Origin of the sequence: Kitasatospora atroaurantiaca (assembly GCF_007828955.1) — a bacterium.
Lineage (GTDB): Bacteria > Actinomycetota > Actinomycetes > Streptomycetales > Streptomycetaceae > Kitasatospora > Kitasatospora atroaurantiaca.
Map to the genome: position 1 here is coordinate 48,208 of NZ_VIVR01000001.1, position 26,088 is coordinate 74,295.

At 70.4% G+C, this 26,088-nt stretch carries 26 protein-coding genes and 2 pseudogenes; 7 read left to right on the forward strand and 21 right to left on the reverse strand.

Annotated elements, in window-relative coordinates:
* Positions 1 to 263: 263 nt before the first annotated feature.
* The 5 genes from FB465_RS00240 to FB465_RS00260 form a co-directional block, all read right to left on the reverse strand.
* The gene (locus FB465_RS00240) at positions 264 to 1,439 is read right to left on the reverse strand and encodes a GMC family oxidoreductase N-terminal domain-containing protein (protein ID WP_211786040.1); all 1,176 of its coding nucleotides are present in this window, start codon (positions 1,437 to 1,439) and stop codon (positions 264 to 266) included.
* A gap of 92 nt (positions 1,440 to 1,531) precedes the next feature.
* Complete coding sequence (locus FB465_RS00245; protein ID WP_145786559.1) at positions 1,532 to 2,755, reverse strand: DUF4190 domain-containing protein; 1,224 nt, start codon at positions 2,753 to 2,755, stop codon at positions 1,532 to 1,534.
* A 162-nt stretch (positions 2,756 to 2,917) separates the two neighbouring features.
* A complete protein-coding gene (locus FB465_RS00250; RefSeq protein ID WP_145797042.1) occupies positions 2,918 to 3,796 on the reverse strand; it encodes an acyltransferase domain-containing protein in 879 nt (292 codons plus the stop codon).
* 252 nt (positions 3,797 to 4,048) lie between these two features.
* Positions 4,049 to 5,599, reverse strand: a complete 1,551-nt coding sequence (locus FB465_RS00255; protein WP_145786560.1) for a glycerol-3-phosphate dehydrogenase/oxidase — start codon at positions 5,597 to 5,599, stop codon at positions 4,049 to 4,051.
* Entirely contained in the window at positions 5,596 to 6,174 is a 579-nt protein-coding gene (locus FB465_RS00260; RefSeq protein WP_145786561.1) for a TetR/AcrR family transcriptional regulator, read from the reverse strand. Before FB465_RS00260 ends, FB465_RS00255 begins: the two co-directional genes overlap by 4 nt.
* Before the next feature lie 20 nt (positions 6,175 to 6,194).
* On the opposite strand from FB465_RS00260, the gene FB465_RS00265 reads away from it, so the two are divergent.
* Positions 6,195 to 7,823, forward strand: a complete 1,629-nt coding sequence (locus tag FB465_RS00265) for an FAD-binding oxidoreductase (protein WP_425461106.1) — start codon at positions 6,195 to 6,197, stop codon at positions 7,821 to 7,823.
* Positions 7,824 to 7,896: 73 nt separating this feature from the next.
* On the forward strand, positions 7,897 to 8,817 hold the full coding sequence (locus FB465_RS00270) for a diacylglycerol kinase (RefSeq protein ID WP_145786562.1): 921 nt from the start codon (positions 7,897 to 7,899) through the stop codon (positions 8,815 to 8,817).
* Between the two features lie 92 nt (positions 8,818 to 8,909).
* Here the strand turns inward: FB465_RS00270 and FB465_RS00275 are convergent, their stop codons facing one another.
* The 7 genes from FB465_RS00275 to FB465_RS00305 form a co-directional block, all read right to left on the reverse strand.
* Entirely contained in the window at positions 8,910 to 10,136 is a 1,227-nt protein-coding gene (locus FB465_RS00275; RefSeq protein ID WP_145786563.1) for an ATP-grasp domain-containing protein, read from the reverse strand.
* A 133-nt stretch (positions 10,137 to 10,269) separates the two neighbouring features.
* Positions 10,270 to 10,671, reverse strand: coding sequence for a recombinase family protein (locus FB465_RS00280; protein ID WP_170290447.1), 402 nt, complete (start codon positions 10,669 to 10,671; stop codon positions 10,270 to 10,272).
* Positions 10,672 to 11,233: 562 nt separating this feature from the next.
* Positions 11,234 to 11,806 carry an SMI1/KNR4 family protein gene (locus FB465_RS00285; RefSeq protein WP_145786565.1) on the reverse strand — a complete coding sequence of 191 codons (573 nt, stop codon included), beginning with the start codon at positions 11,804 to 11,806 and terminating at the stop codon, positions 11,234 to 11,236.
* 201 nt (positions 11,807 to 12,007) lie between these two features.
* Positions 12,008 to 12,496 carry an alpha/beta hydrolase fold domain-containing protein gene (locus tag FB465_RS37800; RefSeq protein WP_145786566.1) on the reverse strand — a complete coding sequence of 163 codons (489 nt, stop codon included), beginning with the start codon at positions 12,494 to 12,496 and terminating at the stop codon, positions 12,008 to 12,010.
* 93 nt (positions 12,497 to 12,589) lie between these two features.
* Positions 12,590 to 12,817: a hypothetical protein gene (locus FB465_RS00295; RefSeq protein ID WP_246192423.1), complete on the reverse strand. Its 228-nt coding sequence runs from the start codon at positions 12,815 to 12,817 to the stop codon at positions 12,590 to 12,592.
* 299 nt (positions 12,818 to 13,116) lie between these two features.
* Positions 13,117 to 14,106: a hypothetical protein gene (locus FB465_RS00300; RefSeq protein ID WP_145786568.1), complete on the reverse strand. Its 990-nt coding sequence runs from the start codon at positions 14,104 to 14,106 to the stop codon at positions 13,117 to 13,119.
* Entirely contained in the window at positions 14,103 to 14,459 is a 357-nt protein-coding gene (locus FB465_RS00305) for a PadR family transcriptional regulator (protein WP_145786569.1), read from the reverse strand. Before FB465_RS00305 ends, FB465_RS00300 begins: the two co-directional genes overlap by 4 nt.
* 135 nt (positions 14,460 to 14,594) lie before the next feature.
* On the opposite strand from FB465_RS00305, the gene FB465_RS37805 reads away from it, so the two are divergent.
* A complete protein-coding gene (locus tag FB465_RS37805) occupies positions 14,595 to 14,837 on the forward strand; it encodes a hypothetical protein (RefSeq protein ID WP_425461275.1) in 243 nt (80 codons plus the stop codon).
* Here the strand turns inward: FB465_RS37805 and FB465_RS00310 are convergent.
* Both FB465_RS00310 and FB465_RS00315 read right to left on the reverse strand, forming a co-directional pair.
* Positions 14,724 to 15,413 (reverse strand): annotated as a pseudogene (locus FB465_RS00310) (IS5 family transposase); the annotation flags it as partial. The gene FB465_RS37805 and the pseudogene FB465_RS00310 overlap by 114 nt on opposite strands.
* A gap of 104 nt (positions 15,414 to 15,517) precedes the next feature.
* Positions 15,518 to 16,012, reverse strand: coding sequence for an RrF2 family transcriptional regulator (locus FB465_RS00315; RefSeq protein WP_145786570.1), 495 nt, complete (start codon positions 16,010 to 16,012; stop codon positions 15,518 to 15,520).
* Positions 16,013 to 16,110: 98 nt separating this feature from the next.
* Between FB465_RS00315 and FB465_RS00320 the strand changes: the two genes are divergently transcribed.
* The 3 genes and pseudogenes from FB465_RS00320 (at position 16,111) to FB465_RS00330 (ending at position 17,539) form a co-directional block, all read left to right on the forward strand.
* On the forward strand, positions 16,111 to 16,842 hold the full coding sequence (locus FB465_RS00320; RefSeq protein WP_145786571.1) for an SDR family oxidoreductase: 732 nt from the start codon (positions 16,111 to 16,113) through the stop codon (positions 16,840 to 16,842).
* A 44-nt stretch (positions 16,843 to 16,886) separates the two neighbouring features.
* Positions 16,887 to 17,051 (forward strand): annotated as a pseudogene (locus FB465_RS00325) (transposase); the annotation flags it as partial.
* Positions 17,052 to 17,299: 248 nt separating this feature from the next.
* Entirely contained in the window at positions 17,300 to 17,539 is a 240-nt protein-coding gene (locus FB465_RS00330) for a hypothetical protein (RefSeq protein ID WP_211785682.1), read from the forward strand.
* Between the two features lie 522 nt (positions 17,540 to 18,061).
* Here the strand turns inward: FB465_RS00330 and FB465_RS00335 are convergent.
* Together FB465_RS00335 and FB465_RS00340 are read right to left on the reverse strand one after the other, a co-directional pair.
* Complete coding sequence (locus FB465_RS00335) at positions 18,062 to 18,538, reverse strand: iron chaperone (RefSeq protein WP_145786572.1); 477 nt, start codon at positions 18,536 to 18,538, stop codon at positions 18,062 to 18,064.
* A gap of 180 nt (positions 18,539 to 18,718) precedes the next feature.
* Entirely contained in the window at positions 18,719 to 19,753 is a 1,035-nt protein-coding gene (locus FB465_RS00340; protein WP_211785683.1) for an aldo/keto reductase, read from the reverse strand.
* 844 nt (positions 19,754 to 20,597) lie between these two features.
* Between FB465_RS00340 and FB465_RS00345 the strand changes: the two genes are divergently transcribed.
* A complete protein-coding gene (locus tag FB465_RS00345) occupies positions 20,598 to 21,773 on the forward strand; it encodes a hypothetical protein (RefSeq protein ID WP_145786573.1) in 1,176 nt (391 codons plus the stop codon).
* Here FB465_RS00345 and FB465_RS00350 read toward each other — a convergent pair.
* Genes FB465_RS00350 through FB465_RS00370 form a run of 5 tightly spaced genes read right to left on the reverse strand, consistent with a single transcriptional unit; the run spans position 21,735 to position 26,085 of the window.
* Entirely contained in the window at positions 21,735 to 22,454 is a 720-nt protein-coding gene (locus FB465_RS00350) for a sulfotransferase family 2 domain-containing protein (protein WP_145786574.1), read from the reverse strand. The genes FB465_RS00345 and FB465_RS00350 overlap by 39 nt on opposite strands.
* Positions 22,439 to 23,425 (reverse strand): NAD-dependent epimerase/dehydratase family protein, encoded by a 987-nt coding sequence (locus FB465_RS00355; RefSeq protein WP_211785684.1) that lies wholly within the window; start codon positions 23,423 to 23,425, stop codon positions 22,439 to 22,441. The genes FB465_RS00350 and FB465_RS00355 overlap by 16 nt, the downstream gene beginning before the upstream one ends.
* On the reverse strand, positions 23,422 to 24,180 hold the full coding sequence (locus FB465_RS00360) for a phytanoyl-CoA dioxygenase family protein (protein WP_145786576.1): 759 nt from the start codon (positions 24,178 to 24,180) through the stop codon (positions 23,422 to 23,424). Before FB465_RS00360 ends, FB465_RS00355 begins: the two co-directional genes overlap by 4 nt.
* Complete coding sequence (locus tag FB465_RS00365; protein ID WP_145786577.1) at positions 24,146 to 24,838, reverse strand: class I SAM-dependent methyltransferase; 693 nt, start codon at positions 24,836 to 24,838, stop codon at positions 24,146 to 24,148. Before FB465_RS00365 ends, FB465_RS00360 begins: the two co-directional genes overlap by 35 nt.
* Complete coding sequence (locus FB465_RS00370; RefSeq protein WP_145786578.1) at positions 24,835 to 26,085, reverse strand: methionine adenosyltransferase; 1,251 nt, start codon at positions 26,083 to 26,085, stop codon at positions 24,835 to 24,837. The genes FB465_RS00365 and FB465_RS00370 overlap by 4 nt, the downstream gene beginning before the upstream one ends.
* Positions 26,086 to 26,088 lie beyond the last annotated feature (3 nt).

Below are 26,088 nucleotides of genomic sequence, written 5' to 3' on the forward strand. Positions count from 1 at the left end.
GGCCGCGCCTGTCCAAGGGTGAGGCCTTCGGCGTTGCACGCGAGGGTCGGCCTCGCTTGAGCACAAATCGGACGCCACCCGACTACGCCGAAGCCCCGCGTGTGGACGCCTGCGACTGGCAGGACTCAAGGGACGCGACCTCGTCGATGATGGCCGGCTTGCCGTCTCGGGTGACCGTGACCTGACCACCGCGCGCGACGACGGAGTTGAAAGCCGCCTGCCCCGGACCGAGGCCTATCCCGGTGCCCCGGATTCCGGCCGGGTCAGGTACTCGCCGTGGCAGCTTCGGTGATCGCCAGGGCGGTTGCCATGATGGTGAGTTGGGGGTTCACCTCGGGGCAGCTGGGCAGGACGGAGGCGTCCGCGACCAGGACGCCCTGTACTCCGCGCAGGCGCCCGTGCGGGTCTACGGGGGCGGTCTGCGGGTCGGCCCCCATCGCCGCGGTCCCGGTCGGGTGGAACGCGGAGAGGTGGAGCTGTCGGGGTGTGATGTTCTGCAGCAGATCGGCGAGTTCGGCGGCGGTTCGGGCACGTGGGGCGGCGGCGATCCCGGTCAGCACCTCCTCGGCGCCTGCGGCGAGGAGCAGCTCGCCCATGGCTTTGACGGCGCGCATCAGGCGGTGGCCGTCGCGCCGGCCGAGGGTGTAGCGCACAAGGGTGTGCCGGCTGCCCAGGACGAGGCCGCCGGGCCGGTCGGCGATCATCGCGCCGAGGGTGGCGAGGTGGGCGGCGTTCTCCAGTTCGGTGCGCAGTTCGCGGCCGACGCCGGGCGGGATGAAGGAGCTCATGCCGGGTGGCGGGGCGGTGGCCTCGATGAGGATGCCGTCACTGTGCAGTTCCTCGACACCGGCGCTCTGCAGCACGGCGGCTCCGCGGGCAACGGGTGCGGGGAAGCGTCCGGCGACGCTGGTGGCCGGGTGGATGGCGAGGTTGCGGCCCAGTCGTGGGTGCCGGCCGAGTCCGGAGCGGCGCAGCAGTGGTGGGGTCTGCAGGGCACCGGCTGCGGCGACAACGAGCGGGGCGAGGATCTCGAACGTGGTGTGGTCGGGTCGGCGCGCGGCGATGCCGGCGGCGCGTGGGCCGCCGGGCCGGTCGGGGTCGGTGAGGATGTGCTGGACGTGGGCGTCGGTGATGATGCGGGCGCCGGCCGTACAGGCGTCGGGGAGGACGGACAGCTGGACACTCTGTTTGGCGCCCGTGGGGCAGCCGACGACGCACTGGCAGGAGCCCAGACAGCCGGGGGCGTTGCGTCGCAGGGGTTGTGCCCGCCAGTTGAGCGCCTTGGCGCCGCGCAGGGTGAGGTGGCCGTTTTCGCCGAGGACGTCGAGGGTTTGGGTGGCGACCTGCAGGGTGCGTTCGAGGATGTTCTTCGCCGCGTTCACGTCGGCGTGGTCCTGGTGGCCGCAGCCGGTACAACCGGAATTCGGCTTGGCTCTCATGCGACTTCGGGGGTCCTCGCACGTCGCCGTCCGCCTGCCCATGGGACGGCACCGCCCACACTGTCGGTGAGCGGCTACGGCCGAGCGCGGGCTCACACCGGGGCGAGGGCCTTCGCCACCGGGGGCAGGCCAAGGGCGGCACGGATCTTGGCGTCCGGCAGGCGGTCGAGAATCTCCTGGATGGCGCCGACCGGTGCCGCCAGCTGGGCCGGGTCGGCGGTCTTCTTCGCGGCCCAGGCCTGCTTGACGAGCTGGTCGAGATCGGCTTGGAGGGCGGCGGTCAGCTCCTTGGCGGAACCGGTCCATGGGCCGTTCTTGAGACCGATCCCGGCCATGAAGGCGGCAGTGGAGAGATCCCCGGCCCAACTCTGGTAGTCGGTGGGGGCGTCCGCCAGCGACCGCTGAGGCTTCTTCTTGATGGCCTTCCGGAGATCCTTGGTGGCGCGCAGGTAGGCGGCCTGCTCGGCAGTGTAGGAGTCCATGTCCCGGCGGAGGGCCCCGGTACGGGGCGCGTCAGACAGGTACAGGCAGTAGCCCCACCCGGCCATGTACGCCCACTCGGCCTGGCTCGGGCGGTACGGGACGACCTCGACGGTGTCGGGCATCGCCGCCGGGTCGAGCAGGAAGAGCTCGTGCTGCTGCCGGCAGCCCTTCACAGTGGCCTCCGCGGCCTTCTGCTCGCCGGGGTAGACGGGGCCGCCCGGGATCCGGACGACGCCGAAGACCTCCCCGCGGTGCGGTTCGCCGCACGGCACGACCGTCACCCGGCGCGGGATACGACCGTCAGCGCCGGTGCCCTCTTTGAAGCAGTCCTTCGGCAGCAGCTTGACGGTCCGCTCGCTCTGCGCCGCCTCCTTCATGCCCTTGTGCGCCAGCGGAACGGAGACGGCCAGCAGCACGGCCCAGAGACAGGAGAGCACGATGCCGGTGACGGCCAGACCCTTGCCGCGCCGGGGACGGCGGCGGAGCTGCACCAAGGCGGCGATACCCAGGCCGAGGCCGACGGCCCAGGCGATGCAGGCGAAACCGAAGATGCCCAGGATGAGCGAGGCGATCGCGAGACCGTTCACGCTCTCGGTCGGCGGCTGGGGCGCGCCGGGCCAGGAGGGCCGGCCGTACGGGCCGCCTGACGGACCGTAGGGCGAGGCGTACAGGGCTGCGTTGGTCGGCGGGGCGTACGGGTTGGTCGGCGGGGCGTACGGGCTGGTGTCGGCCGGTGGCGCATACGGGTCTGGGACGGGCGCGGGGTCGTTGGTGGCGGACGGGGAGATCCAGTCGGCCCGGGCAGGGCTGGACTGGTCGGGCTCGGACGACACGGTGGGACTCCCCCGGGTGGTGCGGTGCCGCCGGGCTCGACGGTCGCGTGAATATAGCTGATCATCCGACCGGCCTCCCACTGGGATTCGGCCCGTCTCCCGGGTTGTCGATGACGGGCCGTACGCTCACGTCCCATGCAGCTTCGACCCTGTCGGCCCGACTCAGAGGGCGAACCAGCCGCGGCCGCCGTACCAGTGGAGCCCCGCCCGGAGATGGTCTCCCACCGCGCGTTCGAGCGAAGTGCGCCGGGGCAGGTCGGCCGGTGAGAGGTCGGGGTCGCCGAAGACGTAGCGGACCGGGGCGCTGTCGTTCGGCCCGCCCGGCCGGTCTGTCAGATGGAACCGGGACTGGAAGCGGATGATGTTGGACGTCGCCGGGAGGTAGTCCCCCAACTGCTGGTCGAGCAGCCAGGACTCGCAGTGGGCGAGCGTGCACCGCTCCTCGGGGAAGTGGCGGGGGAAGAACTCGCGCGCCGCAGCGAGGGACATGTCACAGGCGGCGGGGGTCAACGGCCCGCAGAAGTCAGGGATGTGGAGAGACAGACTCGGTGCCGCGCCGGCCAGCGGCAGCCACGCAGTGGCCAGCCTCGAACGCTGGAACTGCAGACGACCCAGTTGAAACAGCTCCCCGCGAAGATGCAGACTCAGCCAGGACGGCGTCTCCACCCCGGCCGTGCCCCGCCGCAGGCGGTGAACGGCGATCTGCCGGCCCAGGTCGGCGAACGTCCGCCGGGACACCTCCCCCGGGACACCGCGCTCGCGGTGCAGCGCCCATGCGCGCGGCAGCGCCGCGACGAACACGAAGACGGCAAAACACCGTGCCATCGCACCCAGCTCCCGCGGGAGCCGGGGCATACGCGGCCCGCCGGCGCCGACCGACTCCGGGTGCCTGAAAATCCCGGCCGTACAGTGCCCGAGCAGCCACCGCCACTCAGGGTCGTCCAGCACCACCTCCCGCAACGCGACCAGCCCGTTCACGTCCTCGTGCGGAACCGCCAGATCCAGCAGCACGTCCGGGAGCTCATCCCGTGAGGGAAGCACCGTGTCGGTCTCGGAGGTGTCAAGAGCAGCCAGGCCGTCGAGCCACCCGGCGAGCCCCTCGTCCTTGCGCAGCAGTGCCAGCAGCTCACCCACCCACTACCGCCTCCCCCGCACTCCGGCGTCCGCCATCGCCATCGCCATCGCCATCGCCATCGCCATCGCCAACAGCCTTACCCACCAACGGCCGACGGACCACCACGTACCCGGCCCGTGACCCGGGTGCGCTGCGGGCCCTCGGCCGGGCGGCCGGCGTCAGCGGCCGTGCGCCGCGAGGATCTCCGTGACTGCCGGGCGGGCCCGGTCCGCGTCGTCGCTGACCAGGCCGATCCGGGTGCGGCGGTCGAGGACGTCCGAGGGGTCGAGTGCGCCCTCGTGGGTCACGGCGTACTCCACCTCCGCGCGGGTGACATCGATGCCCTCGCCGATCGGCTCGAGCGGGCGCGCGACCGTCGCCGTGTCGAGGACGGCCCGCGCCGCGCCGCCGTGCCGGGCGATCAGCGAGGCGGGAAGGCCGGTCGACGGTGACGCGCTGTCACGGTGCCCGGGGGCACCCACCAGCGGCAGGACGCCGGTGCGGCACGGCCCGGCGGTGAGACCGCGGGCGCGCACCGCGGCGTCGACCGCGTCCTCGGCCATCCGCCGGTAGGTGGTGAGCTTGCCGCCCACCACGGTGATCACCCCTGAGGGCGACGCGAGCACGGCGTGGCGGCGGGACAGGTCGGCGGTGCTGCCGCCGCCGGTGTCGATGAGCGGCCGGAGCCCGGCGAAGGCTCCGCGCACGTCGGCCCGGGTCAGGGCGGTCCTCAGGGCGGTGTTGACCGTCGCCAGCAGGAAGTCGATCTCTGTGTCCGTGGGGACGGGCTCCTCCGGAACGGGGCCGGGCGCGTCCTCGTCGGTGAGGCCGAGCACGACCCGCCCGAGCTGCTGCGGGAGCGCGAAGACGAAGCGACTGGTGGAGCCGGGCACCGGGACGGTGAGCGCGGCGCGCGGGTGGCCGAAGTCCGCCGCGTCGAAGACCAGGTGGGTGCCCCGGCTGGGCCGCAGCCGGATCGAGTCGTCCACCTCGCCGGCCCAGACGCCGGTCGCATTGACGACGGCCCGGGCGGACACCGTGAGGGACTCCCCGGTGAGTGTGTCGGTCAGCCGGGCGGAGGTCCCGGTGACGTTCTCGGCGCGGACCCGGGTGAGGACGGCGGCCCCGTGCTGGGCGGCCGTACGGGCGATGGCCAGCACCAGGCGGGCGTCGTCGACCAGCTGCCCGTCGTGGGCGACCAGCGCGCCACCGAGGCCGTCGGTGCGGACCGCCGGGACGAGCTCCACGGTCTCGGCCGCGCCGACCCTGCGCACTCTGGGCAGCAGGGCGGCCGGCGTCCTGGCACTGGCGCGCAGCAGGTCTCCGGCCAGGAAGCCGACGTGCACCAGCGCCGTCTGCCCCCGCCCCATCGAGGGCAGCAGCGGGACGAGTTGGGGCAGCGGGCGGATCAGGTGCGGGGCGGTGCGGGTCATCAGGATGCCGCGCTCGACGGCGCTCTCCCGGGCCACGCCGATCCGGCCGGAGGCGAGGTAGCGCAGGCCGCCGTGGACGAGCTTGGAACTCCACCGGCTCGTTCCGAACGCCAGGTCACGGGACTCGACCAGCACCGTCCGCAGGCCCCGGGAGGCCGCGTCCAGCGCGACGCCCGCGCCCGTCACGCCGCCGCCGATGACGAGCACGTCGACGTCGGTGGCGCGGTCGGCGAGCGCGTCGAGTTCCTCGGCACGGCGTCGCGCGTCGAGCGTGGTCGTACCGGCGTGCGTGGTCATGGGGCGAGGTATCCGTTCAGTGCGGTGGCCAGTTCGCGGCGCCAGGCCTGCTCCGGCAGGAGTTGCGCGACCATGCGGTGCGACTGGACGGTGGACTGGGCGATGAGCAGCACCATGGCGGCGAGCTCCGCGGGTTCGCCGGGCCGGATCGAGCCGTGCCGCTGTCCGCGTTCGATCGCGGCGCGCAACGCGTCGAGCATCCCCCGCTGGCTGGTGCCGAGCCGGTCGACCACGTACTCGAACAGGGTGTCCGAATCGGAGTGCAGGAGCGCGCCGAGCACCGGGTGGTCGCGCAGCCGGACGGCGACCTCGACGACCCAGGCCACGAAGGACTCGCGGTCGTCCCCGGCGGGCGCGACCTGCTCCCGGGTCGCGACGATCTCCCGGGTGAGCAGCGCTCCGATGACCGCGCGCACGTCGGGCCAGCGCCGGTACACCGTGGGTCGGCTGACCCCGGCGCGGCGGGCGATCTCGGCCAGCTGGGTGCGCTGGACGCCGAGGTGGACGATCAGGTCGGCGGCGGCGTCCAGGATCGCGTCGTCGACGCTTCGCGGTTCATCGTTACTACTTGACATGATGCGTAATACTGTAACGCATGGAACCTGAGACGCAATCGGGTCGGCCGACCCTCCCGCTGCCGCCGATGAAGTGGGACGCCTGGGGCGACCCGGCACGCGCCAAGCCGCTGTCCGAGGACATCAAGGGGCTGCTGGCCGCCGCGCTCGGCGTCACGGGCGATGACGCGTCCCAGCTGACCGCCGATCAGGTGGTGCTCCGCCCCTCCGCGCTGCCGGACGAGGACCTCAAGGCCCTCGCCGCGATCGTCGGCCCCTCGCAGGTGAGCACGGCGGACGCGGACCGGCTCCCCCGGGCCGGCGGCAAGTCGACCCCGGACCTGCTGCGCCGCAAGAGCCGCGAGCCGCAGGACGCGCCGGACGCCGTCGTGCTGCCGGCCGGCGAGGAGGAGGTCGCGGCCGTCCTCGCGCTGTGCGCGGAGCGGCGGATCGCCGTGGTCCCGTTCGGCGGCGGCACCAGCGTGGTCGGCGGCGTCGACCCGATCCGCGCCGGCTTCACCGCGGTGATCTCGCTCGACCTTCGCCGCTTCGACCGGCTGCACACCCTGGACGAGGTCTCCGGCGAGGCGGTGCTGGGCGCCGGCCTGACCGGGCCTCAGGCCGAGGAGCTGCTGGCCGCCCGCGGCTACGAGCTCGGGCACTACCCCCAGAGCTTCCGGTACGCGACCATCGGCGGCTTCGCCGCCACCCGCTCCTCCGGCCAGGACTCCGCCGGGTACGGCCGGTTCGACGAGATGGTCCGCGGGCTGCGCGTGGTCACCCCCGTCGGCACCCTGGACCTCGGCCGCGCTCCCGCCTCGGCGGCAGGTCCCGACCTGCGCGAGCTGTTCCTCGGCTCCGAGGGCGTGTTCGGCGTGATCACTGCGGTACGGCTGCGGGTCCACCCGCTGCCCGCCGTACGGGCCTACGAGGCGTGGAGCTTCCCCGACTTCGCCACCGGCGCGGCCGCACTGCGCGCGGTGGAGCAGCAGGGCACCGGACCGACCGTGATGCGGCTGTCCGACGAGACCGAGACCGCCGTCAACCTCGCCATGACGGACAAGATCGGCGGCGCCCAGGTCACCGGCGGCTGCCTGGCCGTCACGGTGTTCGAGGGCACGGCCGAGCAGGTCGCCGCCCGGCACGAGCTGACCCGCGTGGCGCTGCTGGCCGCCGGCGGCACGTCGCTCGGCGAGGAGCCGGCGCGGGCGTGGGAGCACGGCCGGTTCGACGCGCCGTACCTGCGTGACTCGCTGCTGGCCGCCGGAGCGCTGTGCGAGACGCTGGAGACGGCGACCGGCTGGGCGCAGCTCGAGGAACTCAAGACGGCGGTCACGCAGACGCTGACGGCCGCGCTCCAGGAGAGCGGCAGCGCCTCGCTGGTGATGTGCCACATCTCGCACGTCTACCCGACCGGCGCCTCGCTCTACTTCACCGTCGTCGCCGCCCAGCAGGGCGACCCGATCGAGCAGTGGGCCGTGGTCAAGCGCGCCGTCTGCGACACGATCGTCGCGAACGGCGGCACCATCACCCACCACCACGCGATCGGCGCCGACCACCGGCCCTGGATGGACCAGGAGATCGGCGAACTCGGCGTGCGGATCCTCCGCGCGGTCAAGGACACCGTCGACCCGGCCGGGATCCTCAACCCCGGCAAGCTCATCCCGTGACCACGGCCGGCGAACGGCCCATCAGGAGGTGCTCGTTGTCCGAAGCACGCGCCGAGCTCGCAGGGACGTCGGCATGAGCGCGCCGACCGGGCGCAGACCCATCCGCAACGTCGTGGTCCTGACCAACCCGGTGGCCGGCGGCGGCCACGCCGAACGGGCCTCGACGCGGGCCGCCGCCCGGCTGCGCGGGCGCGGCGTCGAGGTGCACAGCATCGAGGGCACCGACCCGGAGGACGCCCTGCGGCTGGCGCGCGAGGTGGTGGCGCGCGGCGTGGACGCGCTGGTGGTCGTCGGTGGGGACGGCATGATCAACCTCGCGCTGCAGGCGCTGGCCGGGACAGACGTGCCGCTCGGGCTGATCCCGGCAGGCACCGGCAACGACCACGCCCGGGAGTACGGCCTGCCGCTCGGTGATCCCGAGGCCGCGGCGGACGTGGTCGCCGAGGGGCACGTCACCTCGGTGGACCTCGGCCGGATAGCGGCCGCGGACGGTACCAGCCGGTACTTCGGCTCCGTGCTCGCCGTCGGCTTCGACTCGCTGGTCAGCGACCGCGCGAACCGGCTGACCTGGCCGCGCGGCCGGATGCGCTACAACCTCGCCATCCTGGTCGAGTTGGCCAACCTGCGCCCGCTGCCGTTCCGGCTCGTGCTGGACGACGGCACCGTGATCGAGCGCGACCTCACGCTCGCCGCCGTGGGCAACACCCGCAGCTACGGCGGCGGCATGGCCATCTGCCCGGGCGCCGACCACGCCGACGGGCAGCTCGATGTGACCCTGGTGCACGCGATGCGGCGGCGGAAGCTGGTGCGTTTCTTCCCGACCGTCTTCAAGGGCACCCATGTGCAGCACGAGGAGGTCGAGACCCACCGGACCACCACCCTGCGGATCGAGTCCCCGGGCATCACCGCCTACGCCGACGGCGAGTTCGTCGCCCTTCTGCCCGTCGATGTGAGCATCGTGCCGCACGCCCTCGGGATGCTCGTCCCTGCATGACATGACCCGGGCCCGGCCTGTCGTCCGGGTTCGCGGACCGCCGACACATGGGCACGGAAACGGTAGGTGTCACCGGATCTTCGCCGTACTCGTCACCGGCGTCGGCTTGCCGACCCGTGGTCTCGAGTCCGCGTCGTGAGGAGCACGGTGTTGGCCACCGCACCGGCACCGAGGTTGATCACCCGGCTTCCGGTGCGGTCCGGCCCGACGTGGCGGACCAGAGCTCCGCAGATCCGGCCACCGACCAGGAACGGGGAGAGCACGTAGGGAAGCCGGAGATCGCACTGTGCGGCGGATGAAGGGTCGAGGAACGGCATCCGGACGCTGTCACCGTCCACGCGACGTTGGAGGACGACGGTCCCCTGCCGGGCGCTCTCGGTGACGAGAGCGCGCCAGCTGTGGTCGTCGAGGTCGGTGCCGAACACCACTCCGCGGCCGCTGCCTTCGTTCGCGGGCTTGAGGACCAGGTCCGCCCGCTCCCGTAGCGCGCGGCGCACGACGGCGTCCCGGTCCGTGCGGGACTGCTGGGGCCCGGCCCATGCCGTCCAGGGGACGTGCGAGAGGACCAGCGTGCGGTCCTCGGCGGGCAGCAGGTCGAGGTCCTCGTAAAGCCAGGCCAGGACCTGCTTGCTCCGCAGCAGCCGCATCGTCTCCGGCAGGAACAGCTCCACGGTGCCGGCGGCCAGCGCAGTCGCGATCGAGTCCACGCCACCCGAGTCATCCGTGATCATCCAGGTGTGGAACCAGTTGAGGACCACGTCGACACGGGCATCCCCCGCGTACAGACGGCCGTGCTCATCGGTGCGCAACCGGCTGAGGTCCTCCACCACGACGTCCAGCCCCGCGCTTGCGGCGGATTCGACGGTCGGTCGCAGGTAAGCACGCAGCGCACGCCGGTTGCCGAGCTTCGCGGCCTGCCCGAAGCGGCTGCGCCAGGTCGGCACGAGCAGGCGGCCTCCGGACCCGCTCCGCCGGGACATCAGGGCGGCCATGAGGGCCGAGCGAGCCGCCAGGATCGGGGCGGGGGCGGTCAACGCGGCGCCGGGCCACAACCGGGCGTAGGCGTCGGCCAGGCGGTCCAGCGCCGGAATCCCGTAGATGGTGGCCGAGATGTTCAGCTCCAGGAATTTCGGGACACCCCGGCACAGCACGACATCGGGCCGGGCGACGCGCAGCACCTCGTCGTGCTCCAGCGGCCGGGCGGGGGTCAGCAACCGCTGCGGGCATCGGTCGTGCATCACCTCCCGCAGCTCGCCCACTGTGGTGGCCCGCCTGCGGCAGGCGTCGACAGCGTTGGCGATCGGGACGGGACGGCGCAACCCGCACCCCACTGCCCGACCGGCGACCCGTACCCCTGGCGTCGGAAGTCCGCGACGCGCTGCCGCCGCGGGGCGGCGCCTGAGCCGTGGGGGGCGACCGTGGCTCGGGGTTCTGACCTGCCCGGCCCCGAGGTCAGACCGGCTGCCGCTCCGCCCCGACCAGTGCGCTGGGCCAGGGCTCCGGGGCCTTCCGCGGTTGGTAGGGCAGTTCGACGACGTCGGCCCCGACTCCCCGGAGGAAGTCCGTGACGGAGTCCGCAGTCCGGTTGTCGAGCGAGAAGACCCAGCGCCCCGGGACCAGCACCGTGTCGATGCGGCCCTCGGCCGCCCGGGCGAGCAGCCGCCGCAGCTGCGGCCGCAGGTTTCGGGACGAGACGCCGTTGTCCAGAAAGACACGCGGGGCCGAGAGGCCGAGCCGGTCCCCGTACTCCTCCAGCGCCCGCAGGTGCGATGCCATCTGCCAGGCGTCATAGGGGTAGCAGCGCAGGTACGCGGCTACCCCGCCTGGCGAGCTGCGGGGGTGGATGACGGTCATGGTCGCTCCTCGTTGAGCGGAGGCGGAGGCGCAGGACGGCACCTGCGGCACGCGCATGCGACCCCGCTTCCCGGAGCCGGGGCGGCTGGACCGGGCGGGACGAGATGCGCTGCGATCGGCAGTGCTCGCCTCTCCGGGGCGCCCGGGTGCGTACACGTCCACGTTTCCGGGCCTGGAGCCGGGTGTCGCATGTCCCTTCGCATACTCCCCATTGTGGACTGGACCACTTGGAAAAGTCTAGACCAATGCCCACTGCGGAGCGTGGACCCGGATCTGCCCAGCCGCCCTGCCGCTTCCCACGGGCGGCACCCGCGCCGCCGAATCGGCCCCGCTTGGCAGGTCTTCGCCCATCTCGCGGGTCTCGGGCCATCCGGCCATCGCCGGCACGTCACGATTCCGGAACCGTGGGTAGGCGGAAGGTGCTCGGGTGCCCGGCGCCTGCCGGCTACGCAGCAGGTGCCGACGCGGCACGCGCCGAACACCACCGCGTTCCACCCCTCCCAGTTCGAGTGGTCCCGGCGACTCCGATCCCCCTACCGCCACCTCACGGGCTGATCCGTCGTCACCAGGTAGCCACCTCGGGACGGACCTGGGGCAGCGCCCAGGGCTCCAGGGCACCGCTCACCAGATCCGCCAGGAACTGAACCGCCCCACCGGTGTAGTGCCACCATGCGGAGCTCCGTGAGGCGACGGTGACCGTCCACTCCTGAGGGCCGGCAGGGCTGGTGGTCCACAGGAAGAAGTCCCCCTGGGTCGACCCGGCCCAGGGAAGCAGGCCGCCCGGGGTGGGGTACGGGTGGAGCGGAACGGCCAGGCCGGCCTCCTCACACCACTCCGCGATGGTCTCCAGGTCTTCCCGTGTCCCCCGCACCCAGATGTCCTCGAGGCCGGGCATCGGCCCGCCGAAGCCCAGGAAGTCGCTGAGCACGAAGGGCGGATAGAGCTCGCAGAGGAGCTTGTAGTCGGCCGGCAGGACGGCGCCCAGTTCCGCCTCCAGCACACGCCAGTTGACGGTCTTGGGCCCCGGCAGACGCAACGCGGTCAGCCCCGGCACCGCCCGCTCCAACTCCGCGATCGCTTCCTCGGGATCGGTCAGGCGGCGGACTGGTGACTGGGTACCAGCGAAATCGTCCATCGGCTCAGAGTGCCAGAACGGCACCCCGCCGCCGCCACAGGCCCACGCCCCAAGGCCAAAGGGTTGGACCGTGGTGCTGCCGGCACGTGGGTGCGCGGCCGCATCTCGTTGGCAAGCCCGTCCAGCACCCGGCGAAGTTCACCCATCGTCCACTCCCGGACCCCATGGCGATATATCGCTCCAGCTCCTGATCACTGTCCATTAGCGCAGGATTGGCCCGACCAAGGTGAACGGAGTTGCGGTGAAGTGCCGCGCCGACCACGTCTGCTGACGGTCGTCGAGCGTGGGCTGGTTGAGTAGTTGGAAGCGAATCGGCGGATCCTGCCGGTCGCGTGCCCGCAGTGCGGCGGCGGCCGCGAGGGTGGCGCCGGCGCCGTGGCCACCGACGGCGATCCACCGGCACCTGCGGGTCGGCGTCCACCGTGCGCTCTTCGATCTCCAAGCCGGTGGTGTCGGGCGGGGCCGGGCGCGGTGGCGGCCAGCCGGGCGAGAGAAGCCGGCCGAATCGAACAGACTCACCCCTGCCCGTGTCCGGCGGGGCTTCAGGAACCTCCACACGAAGTCCCTCTCTCCAGCGCGTGCACCCAAACCGACCCGTCCCGGCCCTGGGCGCCCGCTCGATTCGAGAAACAGCCGTTCGGCAACCCGTCGCGAGGTGAGCCGCGTCCTCGCCACAGGCAAGGCATACATGCACCCCTCCCGCTCACCACAAGACAGGCACCAAACACGGCGCGCAGGCCGACGCGCGCGACGGACACAGCCTGGCTGCCGGACCACCCGACGTCAGAACGGAACCGCCACTCCGGCTTCACGCAGCCTGACCAAGGCCCGCGCCATGCACTCCCCGGCCGATGAGCCGTCAGCTCTCAGCCCGTCCGACAGCGGTCCACCGCTCGCAGCGAAGGTCCACGGCGGACGACCGTCCCGAACCCGTTCGGCATCTACTCGGATCATGGCGTTCACGCCCTGCTCGCCGAGCCATTCCAAGATCAGCAGCGTGACCTCTTCCACCCCGCTGTCCGGTTCCGGCCTCGCCCAGCGATACTTCGGCCCACGGCCCCTCGACACTGCCACGAGATGAACCTATCCACAGGCAGCGCGGGCAGAAGAGGGCAGGCACACGAATGCCCGGCCGTTAAACGACGACAAGCCAATGTCCCGTCCCGCGTGGCGTTGTCGCTGTCGCACCTCCCATTGTCGCCCGCATCGGTGAGCGGCAACGGGGGGTGAGACAGCGCGACGGTGCTCAGGCTGGCCGACCGGCAAGCTGCGGAGTGGCCGGCGACCTGATGAGAGGGTGCCGCGGGACGTCAGCCGGCCTCGGGCGGCTGACGGTCGGGGATCGTCGGCCGCCGGCGGCTCAGAGCCACCGCGATCACCGCGGCTATGCCGAACAGTGCCACGGCCGTGCCGTGCCCGCCGGACTTCCACAGGTGGGAGACGGCCGTGGAGAACATCAGGAAGGCGATGGGAGACCCGGCCAGCGCTGCGGCGGCCGGACCGTACCGGCCGCGCAGCAGGGCGGGCACGGCCACTGCGAGCAGCGCGAGTTCCGTCGCGCCGAGCACCAGCGCCAGCACCACGCTGCCGGCGCCGTTGTTGAGCGACCTCACCGGCCCCAGTCCGAGCGCGGTGTTGAGCGCGAAGCCGCCCATCAGCGCTCCCGCCAGGGCGCTCCAGGTACGCCGACGGGTGGCTGGTCCGAGCAGGTCGCGCGGCGCGGCCAGCAGGATCAGCACCCACAGTGCCTGCGGCCCGTACCAGACGACCGCCCGGGCAATCAGCAGGGCCCACTGGCCTTCGGCCCACGACGGAGAGTACGTCAGCATGATCATCGTGTTGGTCAGCGTCAGCAGCAGGCCGACCAGGCCGGACAGCCGGGCAGTCGTCCAGCGCCCGAACACGGCCGCGATGGCGGCCACCAGCGAGAGCAGCAGGCCACCCTGGCCGAGCAGGAAGACGTGGAAGCTGCCGTACTCCGCCCACAGGACTTTGCTCGGCACCCCGAGTTGATGCCAGCGTGCCAGGTCCACCACCTGCGAGGCGAGCCCGCCGGCCACCGCCGCCGTCGCCGCGAACGGTGCGGCCAGTGCGGCCAACTGCGAGGGCAGCCCATCGGAGCCCAGCCCGATCCGCAGTCGCACCCCGTGTCCGGCCAGGTCGATGACCTCTCGCGCGGTGGTCCAGCGCCCCATGCCGGCGGTGGTGTCCGCGAACACCGATGCCAACTCCTCGCCCCGCTCCCTCCGATAGGCGGCCGGGTGGAGCAGCAGCGCGAACTTCAACCCGTGCCCGCTCATGAGGCGAACCCGGTGCGCAGCTTCGGGGCACGGGCGGCGGCGGAGAGCCGGCGCTCGGCCTCGGCGGCGACCGCGCGCAGCCGCTCGGCCTCGGCGGTCAGCACCTCGCACCCGCGGTCGGTGAGCGCGTAGGTCCGGCGGGCTCGCCCGTCCACCACCTCCTCGCTCTCCACTCGGACCAGCCCCTGCCCGAGCAGGCGGTCCAGCGCTCCGTAGAGCGTCCCAGTGCGCAGTTTCACCCGGCCCCCGGAAATCGCGGCGACCTCCTGGATCAGCGCGTACCCGTGCCGGGGCGCATCGGCAAGTGCGGTAAGCAGGAGCAGCGTCGGCTCCTGCATCGAACGATCCGTCATGGGACTACATATATCGGCAACCGGCATATACAGTCCAGGGGAACGTACGAACTCGCAACGAACGCCGACGCCGGGACGCTCGCCACGGTTCGCCACGATGCCAGCGAGCCGCCTACCGCCCGGCGCACGCCCATCGTGCGCACGGGCGCTCTGATCGGCCTGCTGGCCGCGTTACTGATCGTTTCAGAATGCCGTTCGGAGTCGTCGGAGGCAGATGATGCCGAAGGCGAGTTCGAGGAGGCCCTGGTGGAGGCCGGCGCGCCGCTCGTAGCGGGTGCGGAGTCGCTTGAACTGGTGCAGCCAGGCGAAGGCACGCTCAACAACCCAACGCACCTTGCCCAGTCCGGAACCATGTGCGACGCCGCGTCGGGCGATTAGCGGCTTGACGCCGCGCTTCCATAGCAGGCGGCGGTACCTGTCGAAGTCGTAGCCCCGGTCGGCGTACAGACGTCGGGGCCTGCGGCGGGGCCGTCCCCGCAGGCCCCGGATCGGCTGGACTGCATCCAGCAGTGCCAAGAGCTGGGTAACGTCGTGGCGGTTCCCGCCGGTGAGCGTGACGGCGAGCGGGGTTCCGTGGCGGTCGACGATCAGGTGGTGCTTGGAGCCGGCGCGGACGCGGTCGACGGGTGAGGGCCCACGTGATTCCCCCCTTTGAGGGCTCGGACGTGGGACCCGTCCACGGCGCAGTCGTCCAGGTCCGGAACGTCCGCGCGACGCAGTTCGCTCAGCAGAGCGGCGTGCAGGCGGGGCCAGACGCCGGCTTTCGGTCCAGTTCCGAAGTCGACGCCAGGCCGTGACTCCAGAGCATCCCACGGTCTCGGCGGGGACGTCGCGCCAGGCTGCACCAGTCCGCAGCACGTACATGATGCCGGCGAGGGCCGCCCGGTCCGGAACGCGCAGTCGCCCGGGGTAGCGGCTGCGCCGTTCGGGAGCGGGTGGCAACAACGGAGCCAACCTCTCCCACAGGCCGTCAGGAACAAGATCAGCACGCGCCCGGACACACTGCCGACCAGGATCACTGAGTGCTAGACGTGCGGCTCAACTCATTCTGAGAACGATCAGTGAGGCCGGTCGTCCGGGTCCGCGTTCAGCCAGGCGCCGATCCTCGGCAGGGCCTCGGGACCGCTGTCGCCCTCCACCGATGCGGCGAGGTCGGCGATCGTGACGGCGGCCAGCGACGCGCGCCACGCCGCGTCGGCGGCTCCCATCGCCCGGGCGATGGGGCATCGCTTCGTGCACTGCTCCGGCGGCGTCCCCAGCGGTCCGCGCTGACGTATCTCGGTGCAGACGAACGCGGGACTCGCCCCGTCGACGGCCTGAACCACGTCCAGCAGGCTGACCTCCTCGGGCTTCCTGGTGAGGACGTAGCCGCCGGTCTTGCCCTGGATCGAGTGCACCAGGCCCGCGCGGGACAGTGCCTGCATCTGCTTGGCCAGGTAGCTCGGCGACACGTCGTGCAGCGCGGCCAGCCGAGCCGCCGGCACCGGATCGCCGGCCGCGGTCAGCACCACGCAGCAGTGCAGTGCCCACTCCACGCCACCGGACAGTTTCATGCCACCTCCACTTGACTCGGACATAGGATATCCGAGTATTATCTCGGATATCAGCTGTCCGAGTTTGCGGGGGCTCGACTCACGAAGGAAGGCGCACCATGAAGATCACCGTCATCGGCACCGGACTCATCGGCTCGCAGCTCGCCACCGAGCTGACCGCACGAGGCCACGAGGTGACCGCCGCGTCGCTGTCGTCCGGCGTCGATCTGCTCACCGGGGCCGGCCTCGACATGGCGCTCGCCGGCGCGGAGGCAGTGGTGAACGTGACCAACTCCCCCACGTTCGACGAGCAGTCGATCGAGTTCTTCCGGACCACGGTGGGCAACCTCCTCGCTGCAGGCGAGCGGGCCGGCGTACGCCACCAGGTGGTTCTGTCCATCGTCGGCGTGGACCAGGTCCCCGAACTGGACTACTACCGCGCCAAGGCGCTCCAGGAGGAGTTGCTGCGCGGCGGTCCGACGCCCTACTCGATCGTGCGCGCCACGCAGTTCTTCGAGTTCATGGAGCCGACCATGTCGTGGACCTCGGACGAGACCGCGGTGCGACTGCCCGCGACGTTGCTCCAGCCGATCGCCAGCCGCGACATCGTCGACGTCCTCGCAGACGTGGCCACCGGCACGCCGCTCGGCGGGGTTCTCGAGATCGCGGGCCCCGACACCTTCACGCTCGACGAGATCGGCCGCATGACGCTGGCCGCGCGGGGCGACCGGCGCCCCGTCGTCGTCGACGACCAGGCGGGCCTGTTCGCCGCCGTCCACGGAGACGTCCTCACCCCGGGCCCCGGCGCCCGCCTGGCACCGACCCGTTACCAGGACTGGCTCAACGGCTGACCGCTCCCAGGGGCGCGAGGAACTGCGCGACACGCCACTGACACTCCGGACTGGGCAAGGTGCGTTGGGTTGTTGAGCGCGCCTTCGCCTGGCTGCACCAGTTCAAGCGACTCCGCACCCGCTACGAGCGGCGCGCCGACCTCCACCAAGGCCTCCTCGAACTCGCCTTCGGCATCATCTGCCTCCGACGACTCCGAACGGCATTCTGAAACGATCAGTTATTCGTCTTCCTCTCCCTCGCCGGGCCGGCTCGCACCCAGCCGGCCTGCGGGGTGCTGGCCTCCGGTGGCGCCTCCCAGGCCAACACCGCCGTCAACAAGGCCTGCGGGCTGATCGGCACGCCATACTCGTGGGGCGGCGGCCACGGCGCGCAGCCCGGCCCTTCGTACGGGATCTGCGACGCGTCCAACGGCGCGCCGAACGACTGCAACGTGCGGGGCCCGGACTGCTCCGGCATGTGTACGACCCCGGGGGCGGTTCGCCGAACCCGCCGCCGTCGGGCGGGAAGTACTGGGTCGACACCTTCTCCAACGCCTCCGTCTACGCCTCACCCACCAGCACCACCAGTACCGGCACCCTCTACCAGGGCACCAACTACGTCTACTGCAAAACCTGGGGCCGCCAAATCTCCAACGGCAACAGCTACAACCACTGGTGGCTCAAGACCGACCCCGACGTCGGACCCGCCGGCCAATGAGTCTCCGCCTACTACCTCTCCCGCTGGGGCAACGACGTCGCCAAGGGCAACAACGGCACCGTCATCCCGGACTGCTGACTTGGCATCAGCACTGATCCGATGATCGATCCGGACCGCTGATCCAGCCGCGGCCTGCGGCGGCCTCGGCGCCGGCCACTTCCCCCCGAGTGGCCGGCGTCGGCCGTTTCGGGAGCATCAAGATGTCAACGGTGCAAATTCCATGATCAGTTGATTACTGGCGGCCTGCGCACCGACTGGGCGAGGGACAAACCCCTGCTCCATGACAAGGGCTGCGACAGGCGGCACGTCCGGCGGGAACTGATCAGACGTCGGATCCTGCCCCTCGACCTCCATAACTCACCGCCGCACTCATCTGCCGGCGACGGCTCAACAAGCAGACACCGTGATCCGCTTCACGGGCTCATCCGGGGCCGACTTCGACGCCCTGTCCGGAACTTCTGCCCGACGGTTACTCGCCCGGCCGGGCCGCGGCGAGCGTTGCGTCCGCGAGGAGGACCGGCCTCAGTTCACCGCCTTCCTGATGAGCGCGCCGATCCGTGCCTCGTCGGCGGCGGTCAACTCCGTCAGAGCGAAGGCGATCGGCCACATGGTGCCTTCATCGAGGTTCGCCTGGTCGCTGAAGCCGAGCGTGGCATACCTCGTCTTGAACTTCTGCGCGCTCTGGAAGAAGCAGACGACCTTGCCGTTCTTGGCATACGCGGGCATCCCGTACCAGAGCTTCGGCGCGAGGTCCGGCGCGCCGGCTTTGACGATGGCATGGAGCCGCTCGGCGAGGGTACGGTCCGTATCCGGCATCTCGGCGATCTTCGCGAGCACCTCGCTCTCCGCGCCCGCCTTGGCCGCGCGGGGGCCGCGGCGCGCGGCCGCCTTCAGCTCCTGGGCGCGCTCCTTCATCGCGTCGCGTTCGTCGTCCGTGAATCCGTCGTAATGCTCGTCGGTCGCGTTGGTGTTCTTGGCGGACATCTGCGAGCCCTTCATTGCAGGTTTCCTCTTGCAAGGCTTGATCGGGGACCATCTCATGCTAGGGATCCGCCGCAGCGGCGGCTTCTCCGAAACTGATCGGATGTTGCCCGGGTGAGACAGGCCGTTGGCCGATCTGCTCTGCACCTTCGGCCCACCAAGATCCGCCGGACAGGCCCTACGGGAGTTGCAGTGCGGTCAGTGTGGCTCGGACGGTTCCTCGGCGGCCGGGGGCGCGCCGTCGAGGTCGGCGAGGTCGCGCGGAGTGAGGTCCAGTGCGGCGGCGCGGAGGTCGTCCTCCAGGTGCCGGGTGTGGGTGGTGCTGGGGATCGGGATCACGTGGTCGCCCTGCGCGAGGATCCAGGCGAGTGCGACCTGCGCGGGGCTGGCTTGGTGCCGCTCGGCCACGCGGCGCAGGACGGTGACGATCCGCTGGTTGGCCGTGCGGGCGTGTGGGGTGAAGCGAGGGAGCCGGGAGCGCAGGTCGCTCGGTGCGAAGGAGGTGTCGGGGGTGATGGCGCCGGCCAGGAAGCCCCGCCCCAGAGGCGCGTACGGGACGAACGCGGCGTTGTGGTCGGCGCACCAGCGGACGATGTCCTCGCCGCGTGATGCCCCCGTGTGCGGCTCACCGCCGAGCGCCTGCCGGGCCCAGAGCGAGAGCTCGGACTGGATCGCGGCGACCGGGTGGATCCGGTAGGCCCGTTCGGCATCGTGGACGGAGACCTCGGAGAGGCCGAGGTGGCCGATCTTGCCCTCGTCGACCAGCTCGGTGAGGGCGGCCCAGCTGTCCTCCAGGGGGACGTCGGGGTCGATCCGGTGGAGGTAGCACAGGTCCACGGCCTCGGTGCGCAGCCGGCCCAAGCTGTCGTCCAGGGCCTTGCGCAGGTGGGCCGGGCTGCCGTCGTTGTGCAGGGTGAAGGAGTCGAGATCGTCGACGACCAGCCCGACCTTCGTCGCGAGGAAGACCTCACTCCGACGGTCGGACAGTGCCCGGCCGATGAGGGTCTCGTTGTGGCCCTCTCCGTACACGCCGGCAGTGTCGAACAGGGTCACCCCGTGGTCCAGGGCGGTGCGCAGCAGGGCGGCCGAGGCTGCGTCGTCGGGGTGAGGGCGGTCGTACATCCACTTGCTGAGCCCGGCGCAGCCGAGGCCGATGACCCCGAGGGGCCGGCCTGTGGGCGGAAACGCCTTGCTCCGCAGGCTCGTCAGCCGGTCGGGTCCGGATTCGGGCATGGGCTGCATCACGGCAGGTCAACTCCTCCCTCCGACTTCCGACGGGCGAGGAGCCGCGCCGGCAACGCGTGCGCGGAAGGGTCGCAGCAAGGCTGACACAAGGCTGCGAGACACGCACCGTGCGTGCGCAAACCGGGTCAACTCCGCTCGGTGACCGCTCACAGCTCGACCACGACGGTCCCCAGGTGCCGCCCCCGCCGCTCGGCGCGCCGAAAGGGGGCGAGTGGCTGGGTGAGGACAGCCGGTGGACCTCACCCGGCCCAGTTGCAAGCTCAAGCGAGCGCGTCTGCGATGAGCTGCATCAAGTCCACGTCCATGGGACTGCGCCGCGGCCAGCTGAACACTCCCGAGCTCGGTGGTCGACCGGCCGGTAGGCGATCACCGGCACTCTCGCCCCGAGCAGGTCTACGATCTGCCGCCCGAGGCAACGGCTACGCCGTCTCTGCCATCCCGTCAGACGCTTCTACTGAACCACCAAGATCCTTTGTCTGGTGACCTCGTATCAGGGGGAACATCCGTTGTGGTGCCGACGTCGGCGGCCCGCCGCCGACCTGCTCCACACGTCCTCGGGCGGCTGTACGCCGTGATGTTCCGACAGCTCGGCACCGACAACACGCGACCTCGATGACCAGGACCTTGGGCGGCGACCACCATGACCGGACCAGAGAAGCAGCTGAGTGATTGCCTCCCCTACGGTGAGATTCTGGTGATCTGCAGCAGCAGGGCCGAAGCGACGGCATGGGAGGAGTTCCTCGGACGGAGTCGCTGTCGCGCGATCGCGTTGGACGGGATGCCGGCCGGTCTCCGCCGCGTCCCGGTCAGAGGCGCCTCGGGACTACTGGCCATGCACCACCACCTCATCGCGCAGCTGGACGCGCCCGGCTGGCTGACCTCGCAGGCCGACGCCTTCGACCCGGACAGGACGTCGTGGCTTGTCGTTCCCGACCCGCTCGATCCTGCGCGCGCGGGCACGCGTCGTCGCCTGGGCCGTCGGCAGCCGGCCTTCCGATTCCTCGAGAACAAGACGGTCGTGGACACTCTCTGGGACACGCTCGGCGTGCCGAGGGCGCGGTCGTTCATCAGCGATCTGCCCCACGACGTGTCTGTTCTCGGCGAGTGGGTGGATTGTGGCGGTGGTGTCGTCTGCTCGCTCCAGCCGGTGGACGGCGATCCGGTGACAGGTGGCGACGGCATGTGGTGGTGGCGGCCCGGCGAACCGCCATCCGTTCCCCGCTCGCTCACGGGCCGACATCACGTCAGGCTCATGCCGCTGCTGGAGGGTCTGCCTGCGCGTCTTCACGGCCTCGTTCTCCCGCACGGCGTGGTCACGTTCCCACCCATGGAGATCGTGACCCTGCCTCGGCTTGACCGCGGCGCCTTTCTGTGTGCCGGAACCGTGCCGAACGCGGCACTCATCGATCAGGTCGGCCTCCGGGAGTCAGCCGCCCGGATCGGCTCTGCGCTGCAGGAACGGATGGGCTACCGGGGTGGCTTCTCGGTGGACGGCATCGTCACCAGGGACGGTTTTGTGCCCACCGACTTCAACGCGAGGTTGACCTCTGCGATGGCGGCCGCTCCGCCCGAGTTGCGAGTTCTGCTTCACACGGCCAACCTCCTGGCCCGCGAGGGCATCGGCATCACCACCGAAGCCGTCGAAACGCTCGCCGGGGACGTTTTCGCGGATCGGGGTGCGTACACACTCCATGGCGCGGCGACACGCGCCCGGAGAGACGGCAACAGGCGGATCGGTTTCCGCTGGGAAGGGCTTCGACCGGTCACCGATGCCACGAGCACCACCGCCGATGGGCAGCTCACTCTCCGTCCGTCCCCGAGGGGTTGGCTGCTGACAGCGACCCTGCTCGCCGATCGCCTCCCCGTACGCGGCCACCTTGGACCGCTGGCACCTGCCGTGTTCCGTCTCAGCGACGAGGTGTTCGGCACAGACTTCGGAGACCTGGGCTCCCCGTTCGGCCTGGACCTCTCAGGAGCACGGCCCCCATGGAGGCCGGTAATCAAATAGCGAATAATCGTCACGATAGAACTGCGTGAACTGCGCACGACTCTCGAAAGTCCATTCAGAGAGACTTTCACGGCCATAGGAGGTCTTGTTCAGGACACTCAGGGCGGGATCAGGGAGGGAAATTCTCCTGGCCGCGAACGCAAAGTCCTCGGACAACCTCTCGAACCGGCCTACGAACTGCACCAAGATCTGCCCCCTCCCGTCACATAAAAATGTCCGCTGGGAGCGAAAATGAACCCAATCGGCCAAGTCCGGAGAGTCCACCATGCGGTGGAGAAACTGCTCGGCCGTTGCGCAGCCTCGTAGGTTTGCGCGAGCCCACTCCTCATCGATCGCGGTCATTCCCCCGCTCTTCAGGTAGTGGAACGCGGACATGAATCTTGCTGCTGGTTCCCTGACGAACGCGAACGAGAACAACCGGGACCACTCGGCCGGCCCGAGCTCTTCGCGCAGTTCCGCCGCCGTGGCATGCTCGGTCGCTATTCCGTCCAACAACTTGCGAGTCATGGCAAACCCGCCGGTCTTCGGTACATGCACATAGGCGAATCCCTTTCTCCGGAAGGTCGCAAGAACGGCTCTTCTCCTCTCCCGACTCCTGTCCGACGCCATGAAAGAATCACCTCTCTGGATCAATCTCCTTGCGAAGATCAGCGAATCAGCGAAGATCAACAGTTCGCCCATTCCTTGAGCAGGCGAAGCTCGTGGGAGCGGTCGAGCCAGCGAGTCGTCGATCCGAGGGGGTGCGAGGTGTGCCGTAGGAGACAGTCCCCGATGGACTCCGGGAGCGGCCGATGGGCCAGTCCCGCTTCATCGGCTGCCCGCGCACAGGAGACGTTCATCAGTGCGCGCTCAGGGCTGGATCGCGTCAGCCACAGGGGGATCTCGGCCCAGGGGCGCACACCGCGCAGGAGGACGAACTGCTCGCCCACCCAGCACGGATTCATCGACGTGTCGGCACACAGCGCGATGGCTTCCAGCAGCTCACCGGCCGTGATGCAAGGGCCTGCCATGTTGACAACACCTGTCAGGCCGCGATCCATCGCCTGCACTGTGGAACGTGCCACGTCTCGAGCGTCGATGAGCTGGAGTGGCTGGTCGAGGTCCATCGGAACGAGTACGTCACCGCCCCGCAGGGCGCGTCCCAACCAGTACGCCAGGCGGCCGCTGTGGTCATGGGGGCCGATGACCAGGCCGAGCCGAGCGACGAGCAGGCTCGCACCGGCCGTGCCCAAGTTGTCCCGCAGATAGGCCTCGCATCGCAGCTTGAACGCACCCGACCGCTCGATCGGGTCGGCTGTATCAGACCGGATCGTCGGGGACAGCTCGGTCAGGGGGGTATCCCGCCGGCTGTACACGGCGCACGACGAGAGAAGGACGTACAGGCCGACGTCGCGCAGGAGCGGGGTGGTCACCTGGAGGTCGTCGGGTTCCGCCGCGCAGGTGTCAATCACGGCATCCCAGCTCTGCCTGAGTGTGTGCCGGGCCTCGGGAGTCGGGGTGCGGCGGTCGGCCAGGACTTCGCGCACGAGGCCACCGAACGGCGAACGGGAGAGTCCTCGGTGAATGATCGTCACCTGATGCTCACGGGCAAGGCATGCGTCCACCAGGTGCCGACCGATGAACCGCGTTCCGCCCAGCACGAGAACCCTCATGGCCGGTCGCCGCGGGACGCAGATGTCGGCGCGTAGCCGAGCACAAGCAGCCGCCGGGGGCGGCCGGACGTGTTCGCTGCGCTGGCGTGCACCAATCGCGAGTCCCACGCCACGACCGAGCCGGCCGGCACCTCGAGCGTGACCGCCGCCGAGTCCGGCGCTGCGTGTTCCGTCACGACGGGACCCTGATGCGGTGTCTGCCCCTGCTCGACGTCCTGGCGATGGGTACCGGGCCAGACCTGCAGGGCCCCCGCCGACTCGGTGCACTCGTCCATGCACACCGCGACACTGATCACCCGCCGGTAGCCGCGTCGGGTGAAGTACGCCGCATCCGTGTGTTTGCGGACCTCCTCACCCAGCACCGGCAACGTCGCCCAGCCGGCGGCGACTTCGACGCGCTGCTTGTACATGAACTTGCTCTCCATGACTTCTGACGGACAGCCCAGGAGCCCGGTGGTGATCGCACGAAGCTCGGCCCCACCTGCGACCGTCTCCACCGAAGGAGCCAGGCCCAGGACCGGCTTGATCTTGAACAGATACGGCTCGCCCGACGAGAGGCGCCACCACGTGACTCTCGCGTCCCAGTCCCTGCTCGCCGCCATCGCGGCGAGCAATCGGTCACGAAGCGCGTCCGCGTCCGTTCGAAGGCGCTCGACGACCGTCAACGACAGGAGACGAGGTAGCACCAGGTAACCGTCCGCGTCGAAACGCTTGCGCTGGTCACCGGATATCGGCAGAGGGCCCGGCTCCGACATGTCGTTCGTCCCCCAGGGTCGCGACCGGTACGAGAAATCGGTTGGTGGGCTTGGTCCACATCGCCGGGAGGCCCGCGACCGGTATCGAATACGGGTGCGCTGCCCACGATGTGAAGTGCGTGTCCAGGACGCGACGACGCAGCGAGCCGATCGCGTCGCCGCTGTGGAAGAAACTGAACCTTCCACCGGGACGCAAGCAGGCAACGGCGACGTGCTCGACGAACCAGGCGAAGTCCGCGTCGGCGTAGCCGTCCGGTGGCCACGTGTCATACATGATCGCGTCATAGGCCCGTGTCGGCAGAGTGGCGAGCTGCCAGGGTTCGCCGATCACGCGGGCTCGGGCGCCGAAGGCGTCCAGCACCCTGGCCCGGGCCAGGCGGGCCACTTCGTCGTGCGGCTCGATGGCGGTGTACGAGCCGACCCGGACGTCGAGGAGCTGTTCGGCGAAGACGCCGAGTCCGAGTCCGATCTCGAGCACGTCGGGCCGCCTGGTGCCCGCGACCAGGTGACGGACGTGCCGGCGCATCAGGTCCGCCTCCGCTCTGAACATGACGTACTGATCTCCGAGCCGCAGGCCGTGGTCGTCGACAACGGCGGGCAGTGACCGCAACCGGGCGATGTGCCGGCAATGGACTTCGGTGAACGGGCCCGAGGTCATGGAAGCCGAGGGGCTGGGAAGCGCGCGATCGGGTCTCCGGTGAGGAACCGGTTCGTGAAGTTCGCTACGTCGGCCAGTCCCTGTCGCACGATCCCGTCGATCGCGCGGGCCGTGGACGCGTCCGGCTCCCGATCCAGTGCGATGAGCACATAGGCGGGATCGTCCAGACTCCCGCCATTGCGGGTGGCGACCGTGACTTCCGCGTACACGGACGTCTGCGAGAACACGTCACGTGCTATCTGCGCGGCGATCGCCGAGTAGATCTTTCCCACGTGGTGGACCGGATTCTTTCCCGCAGGCGCCTCACAACCGGCGGGGCGCATCGGTTCGATGACACCGTTGTACCGGTTTCCGCGTCCGACCGCACCGCAGTCGCCCTTTCCCAACGACGTTCCGAAGGGGGCGAGATAACCCCGACCTGGGCTGTCCTTCGTGTTGAGGTGCAGGGAGGTCCGCGCGATTGCCCGCGCTCGGGGGTCGCGGTCCACGAGGCCCTTCAAGATCTGGGTGATCGCGCTCTCCACCTCGGCCAGGCAATCGCGATACGCCTCCCACGAGGCGATCCGCTCCGGATGGAAGGGCACGGCGGCGGTGACGTCCAGGTGGGATCCCGCACGGACCGTCATGACCTTCACGTCTGTGCCGACCGCCGGAAAGTCGACGCGAAACGCCGCGTCGGTCAGCTCGCTCTCCAGCCCCATGGCTACTTCGGCCGCCAGCCCGCGAAGACTGGTACCCACGCAGATCACGGTGTCGTTCGCGACCGACTCCACCGCCAGCACGTCGGCAAGCAACGGCAGGGTTCTGGGACGGTAGAACTCGGGAGCGTGGTCGACAGAGGTGCCACGAGTGTTGTTGACATGAAGCCTGACGTGATCCAGGATGCGGGCGTCGCCGAGCGCTCGGGCCAGGACATCGGCGACGGCCTCCTCGAAGATTTCCGCGACCGGCACCTCGATGTCGCCAACACGGTCGGTGATCTTGCCGAAGAGATACGCGTCGACAGGCTTGAGGATGTCGAAAGCGCCGAAGTCGACGTCGGCCGCGGCGCCCACCAGGTTCACCTTGTCGACCCAGTGGTTCGGCACCAAGGCGAACCGGCTCAGGCACCAGCGGGAGTACCGCACGGAGAAGGTGTCGGCGACCAGATCGGCGAGACTGTCGGGGTGGCCGATGCCCTTGCGCTCAGCCACGTCGAAGGGCAGGTGATCAGGACTGGTACAAGCGTGACGGATCATCACTCGCATGCG

Excerpts from the sequence above, each read along its gene's own strand:
- FB465_RS00320 (WP_145786571.1), top strand. The coding sequence starts at position 16,111 with ATGAAGATCACCGTCATCGGCACCGGACTCATCGGCTCGCAGCTCGCC.
- FB465_RS00360 (WP_145786576.1), bottom strand. The coding sequence starts at position 24,180 with ATGTCGGAGCCGGGCCCTCTGCCGATATCCGGTGACCAGCGCAAGCGT.
- FB465_RS00260 (WP_145786561.1), bottom strand. The coding sequence starts at position 6,174 with ATGTCAAGTAGTAACGATGAACCGCGAAGCGTCGACGACGCGATCCTG.
- FB465_RS00305 (WP_145786569.1), bottom strand. The coding sequence starts at position 14,459 with ATGACGGATCGTTCGATGCAGGAGCCGACGCTGCTCCTGCTTACCGCA.
- FB465_RS00350 (WP_145786574.1), bottom strand. The coding sequence starts at position 22,454 with ATGGGCGAACTGTTGATCTTCGCTGATTCGCTGATCTTCGCAAGGAGA.
- FB465_RS00365 (WP_145786577.1), bottom strand. The coding sequence starts at position 24,838 with ATGACCTCGGGCCCGTTCACCGAAGTCCATTGCCGGCACATCGCCCGG.
- FB465_RS00265 (WP_425461106.1), top strand. The coding sequence starts at position 6,195 with ATGGAACCTGAGACGCAATCGGGTCGGCCGACCCTCCCGCTGCCGCCG.
- FB465_RS00285 (WP_145786565.1), bottom strand. The coding sequence starts at position 11,806 with ATGGACGATTTCGCTGGTACCCAGTCACCAGTCCGCCGCCTGACCGAT.
- FB465_RS37800 (WP_145786566.1), bottom strand. The coding sequence starts at position 12,496 with ATGTATGCCTTGCCTGTGGCGAGGACGCGGCTCACCTCGCGACGGGTT.
- FB465_RS00345 (WP_145786573.1), top strand. The coding sequence starts at position 20,598 with ATGCACCACCACCTCATCGCGCAGCTGGACGCGCCCGGCTGGCTGACC.
- FB465_RS00240 (WP_211786040.1), bottom strand. The coding sequence starts at position 1,439 with ATGAGAGCCAAGCCGAATTCCGGTTGTACCGGCTGCGGCCACCAGGAC.
- FB465_RS00335 (WP_145786572.1), bottom strand. The coding sequence starts at position 18,538 with ATGAAGGGCTCGCAGATGTCCGCCAAGAACACCAACGCGACCGACGAG.
- FB465_RS00315 (WP_145786570.1), bottom strand. The coding sequence starts at position 16,012 with ATGAAACTGTCCGGTGGCGTGGAGTGGGCACTGCACTGCTGCGTGGTG.
- FB465_RS00300 (WP_145786568.1), bottom strand. The coding sequence starts at position 14,106 with ATGAGCGGGCACGGGTTGAAGTTCGCGCTGCTGCTCCACCCGGCCGCC.
- FB465_RS00370 (WP_145786578.1), bottom strand. The coding sequence starts at position 26,085 with ATGCGAGTGATGATCCGTCACGCTTGTACCAGTCCTGATCACCTGCCC.
- FB465_RS00280 (WP_170290447.1), bottom strand. The coding sequence starts at position 10,671 with ATGACCGTCATCCACCCCCGCAGCTCGCCAGGCGGGGTAGCCGCGTAC.
- FB465_RS00355 (WP_211785684.1), bottom strand. The coding sequence starts at position 23,425 with ATGAGGGTTCTCGTGCTGGGCGGAACGCGGTTCATCGGTCGGCACCTG.
- FB465_RS00340 (WP_211785683.1), bottom strand. The coding sequence starts at position 19,753 with ATGCCCGAATCCGGACCCGACCGGCTGACGAGCCTGCGGAGCAAGGCG.
- FB465_RS00270 (WP_145786562.1), top strand. The coding sequence starts at position 7,897 with ATGAGCGCGCCGACCGGGCGCAGACCCATCCGCAACGTCGTGGTCCTG.
- FB465_RS00255 (WP_145786560.1), bottom strand. The coding sequence starts at position 5,599 with ATGACCACGCACGCCGGTACGACCACGCTCGACGCGCGACGCCGTGCC.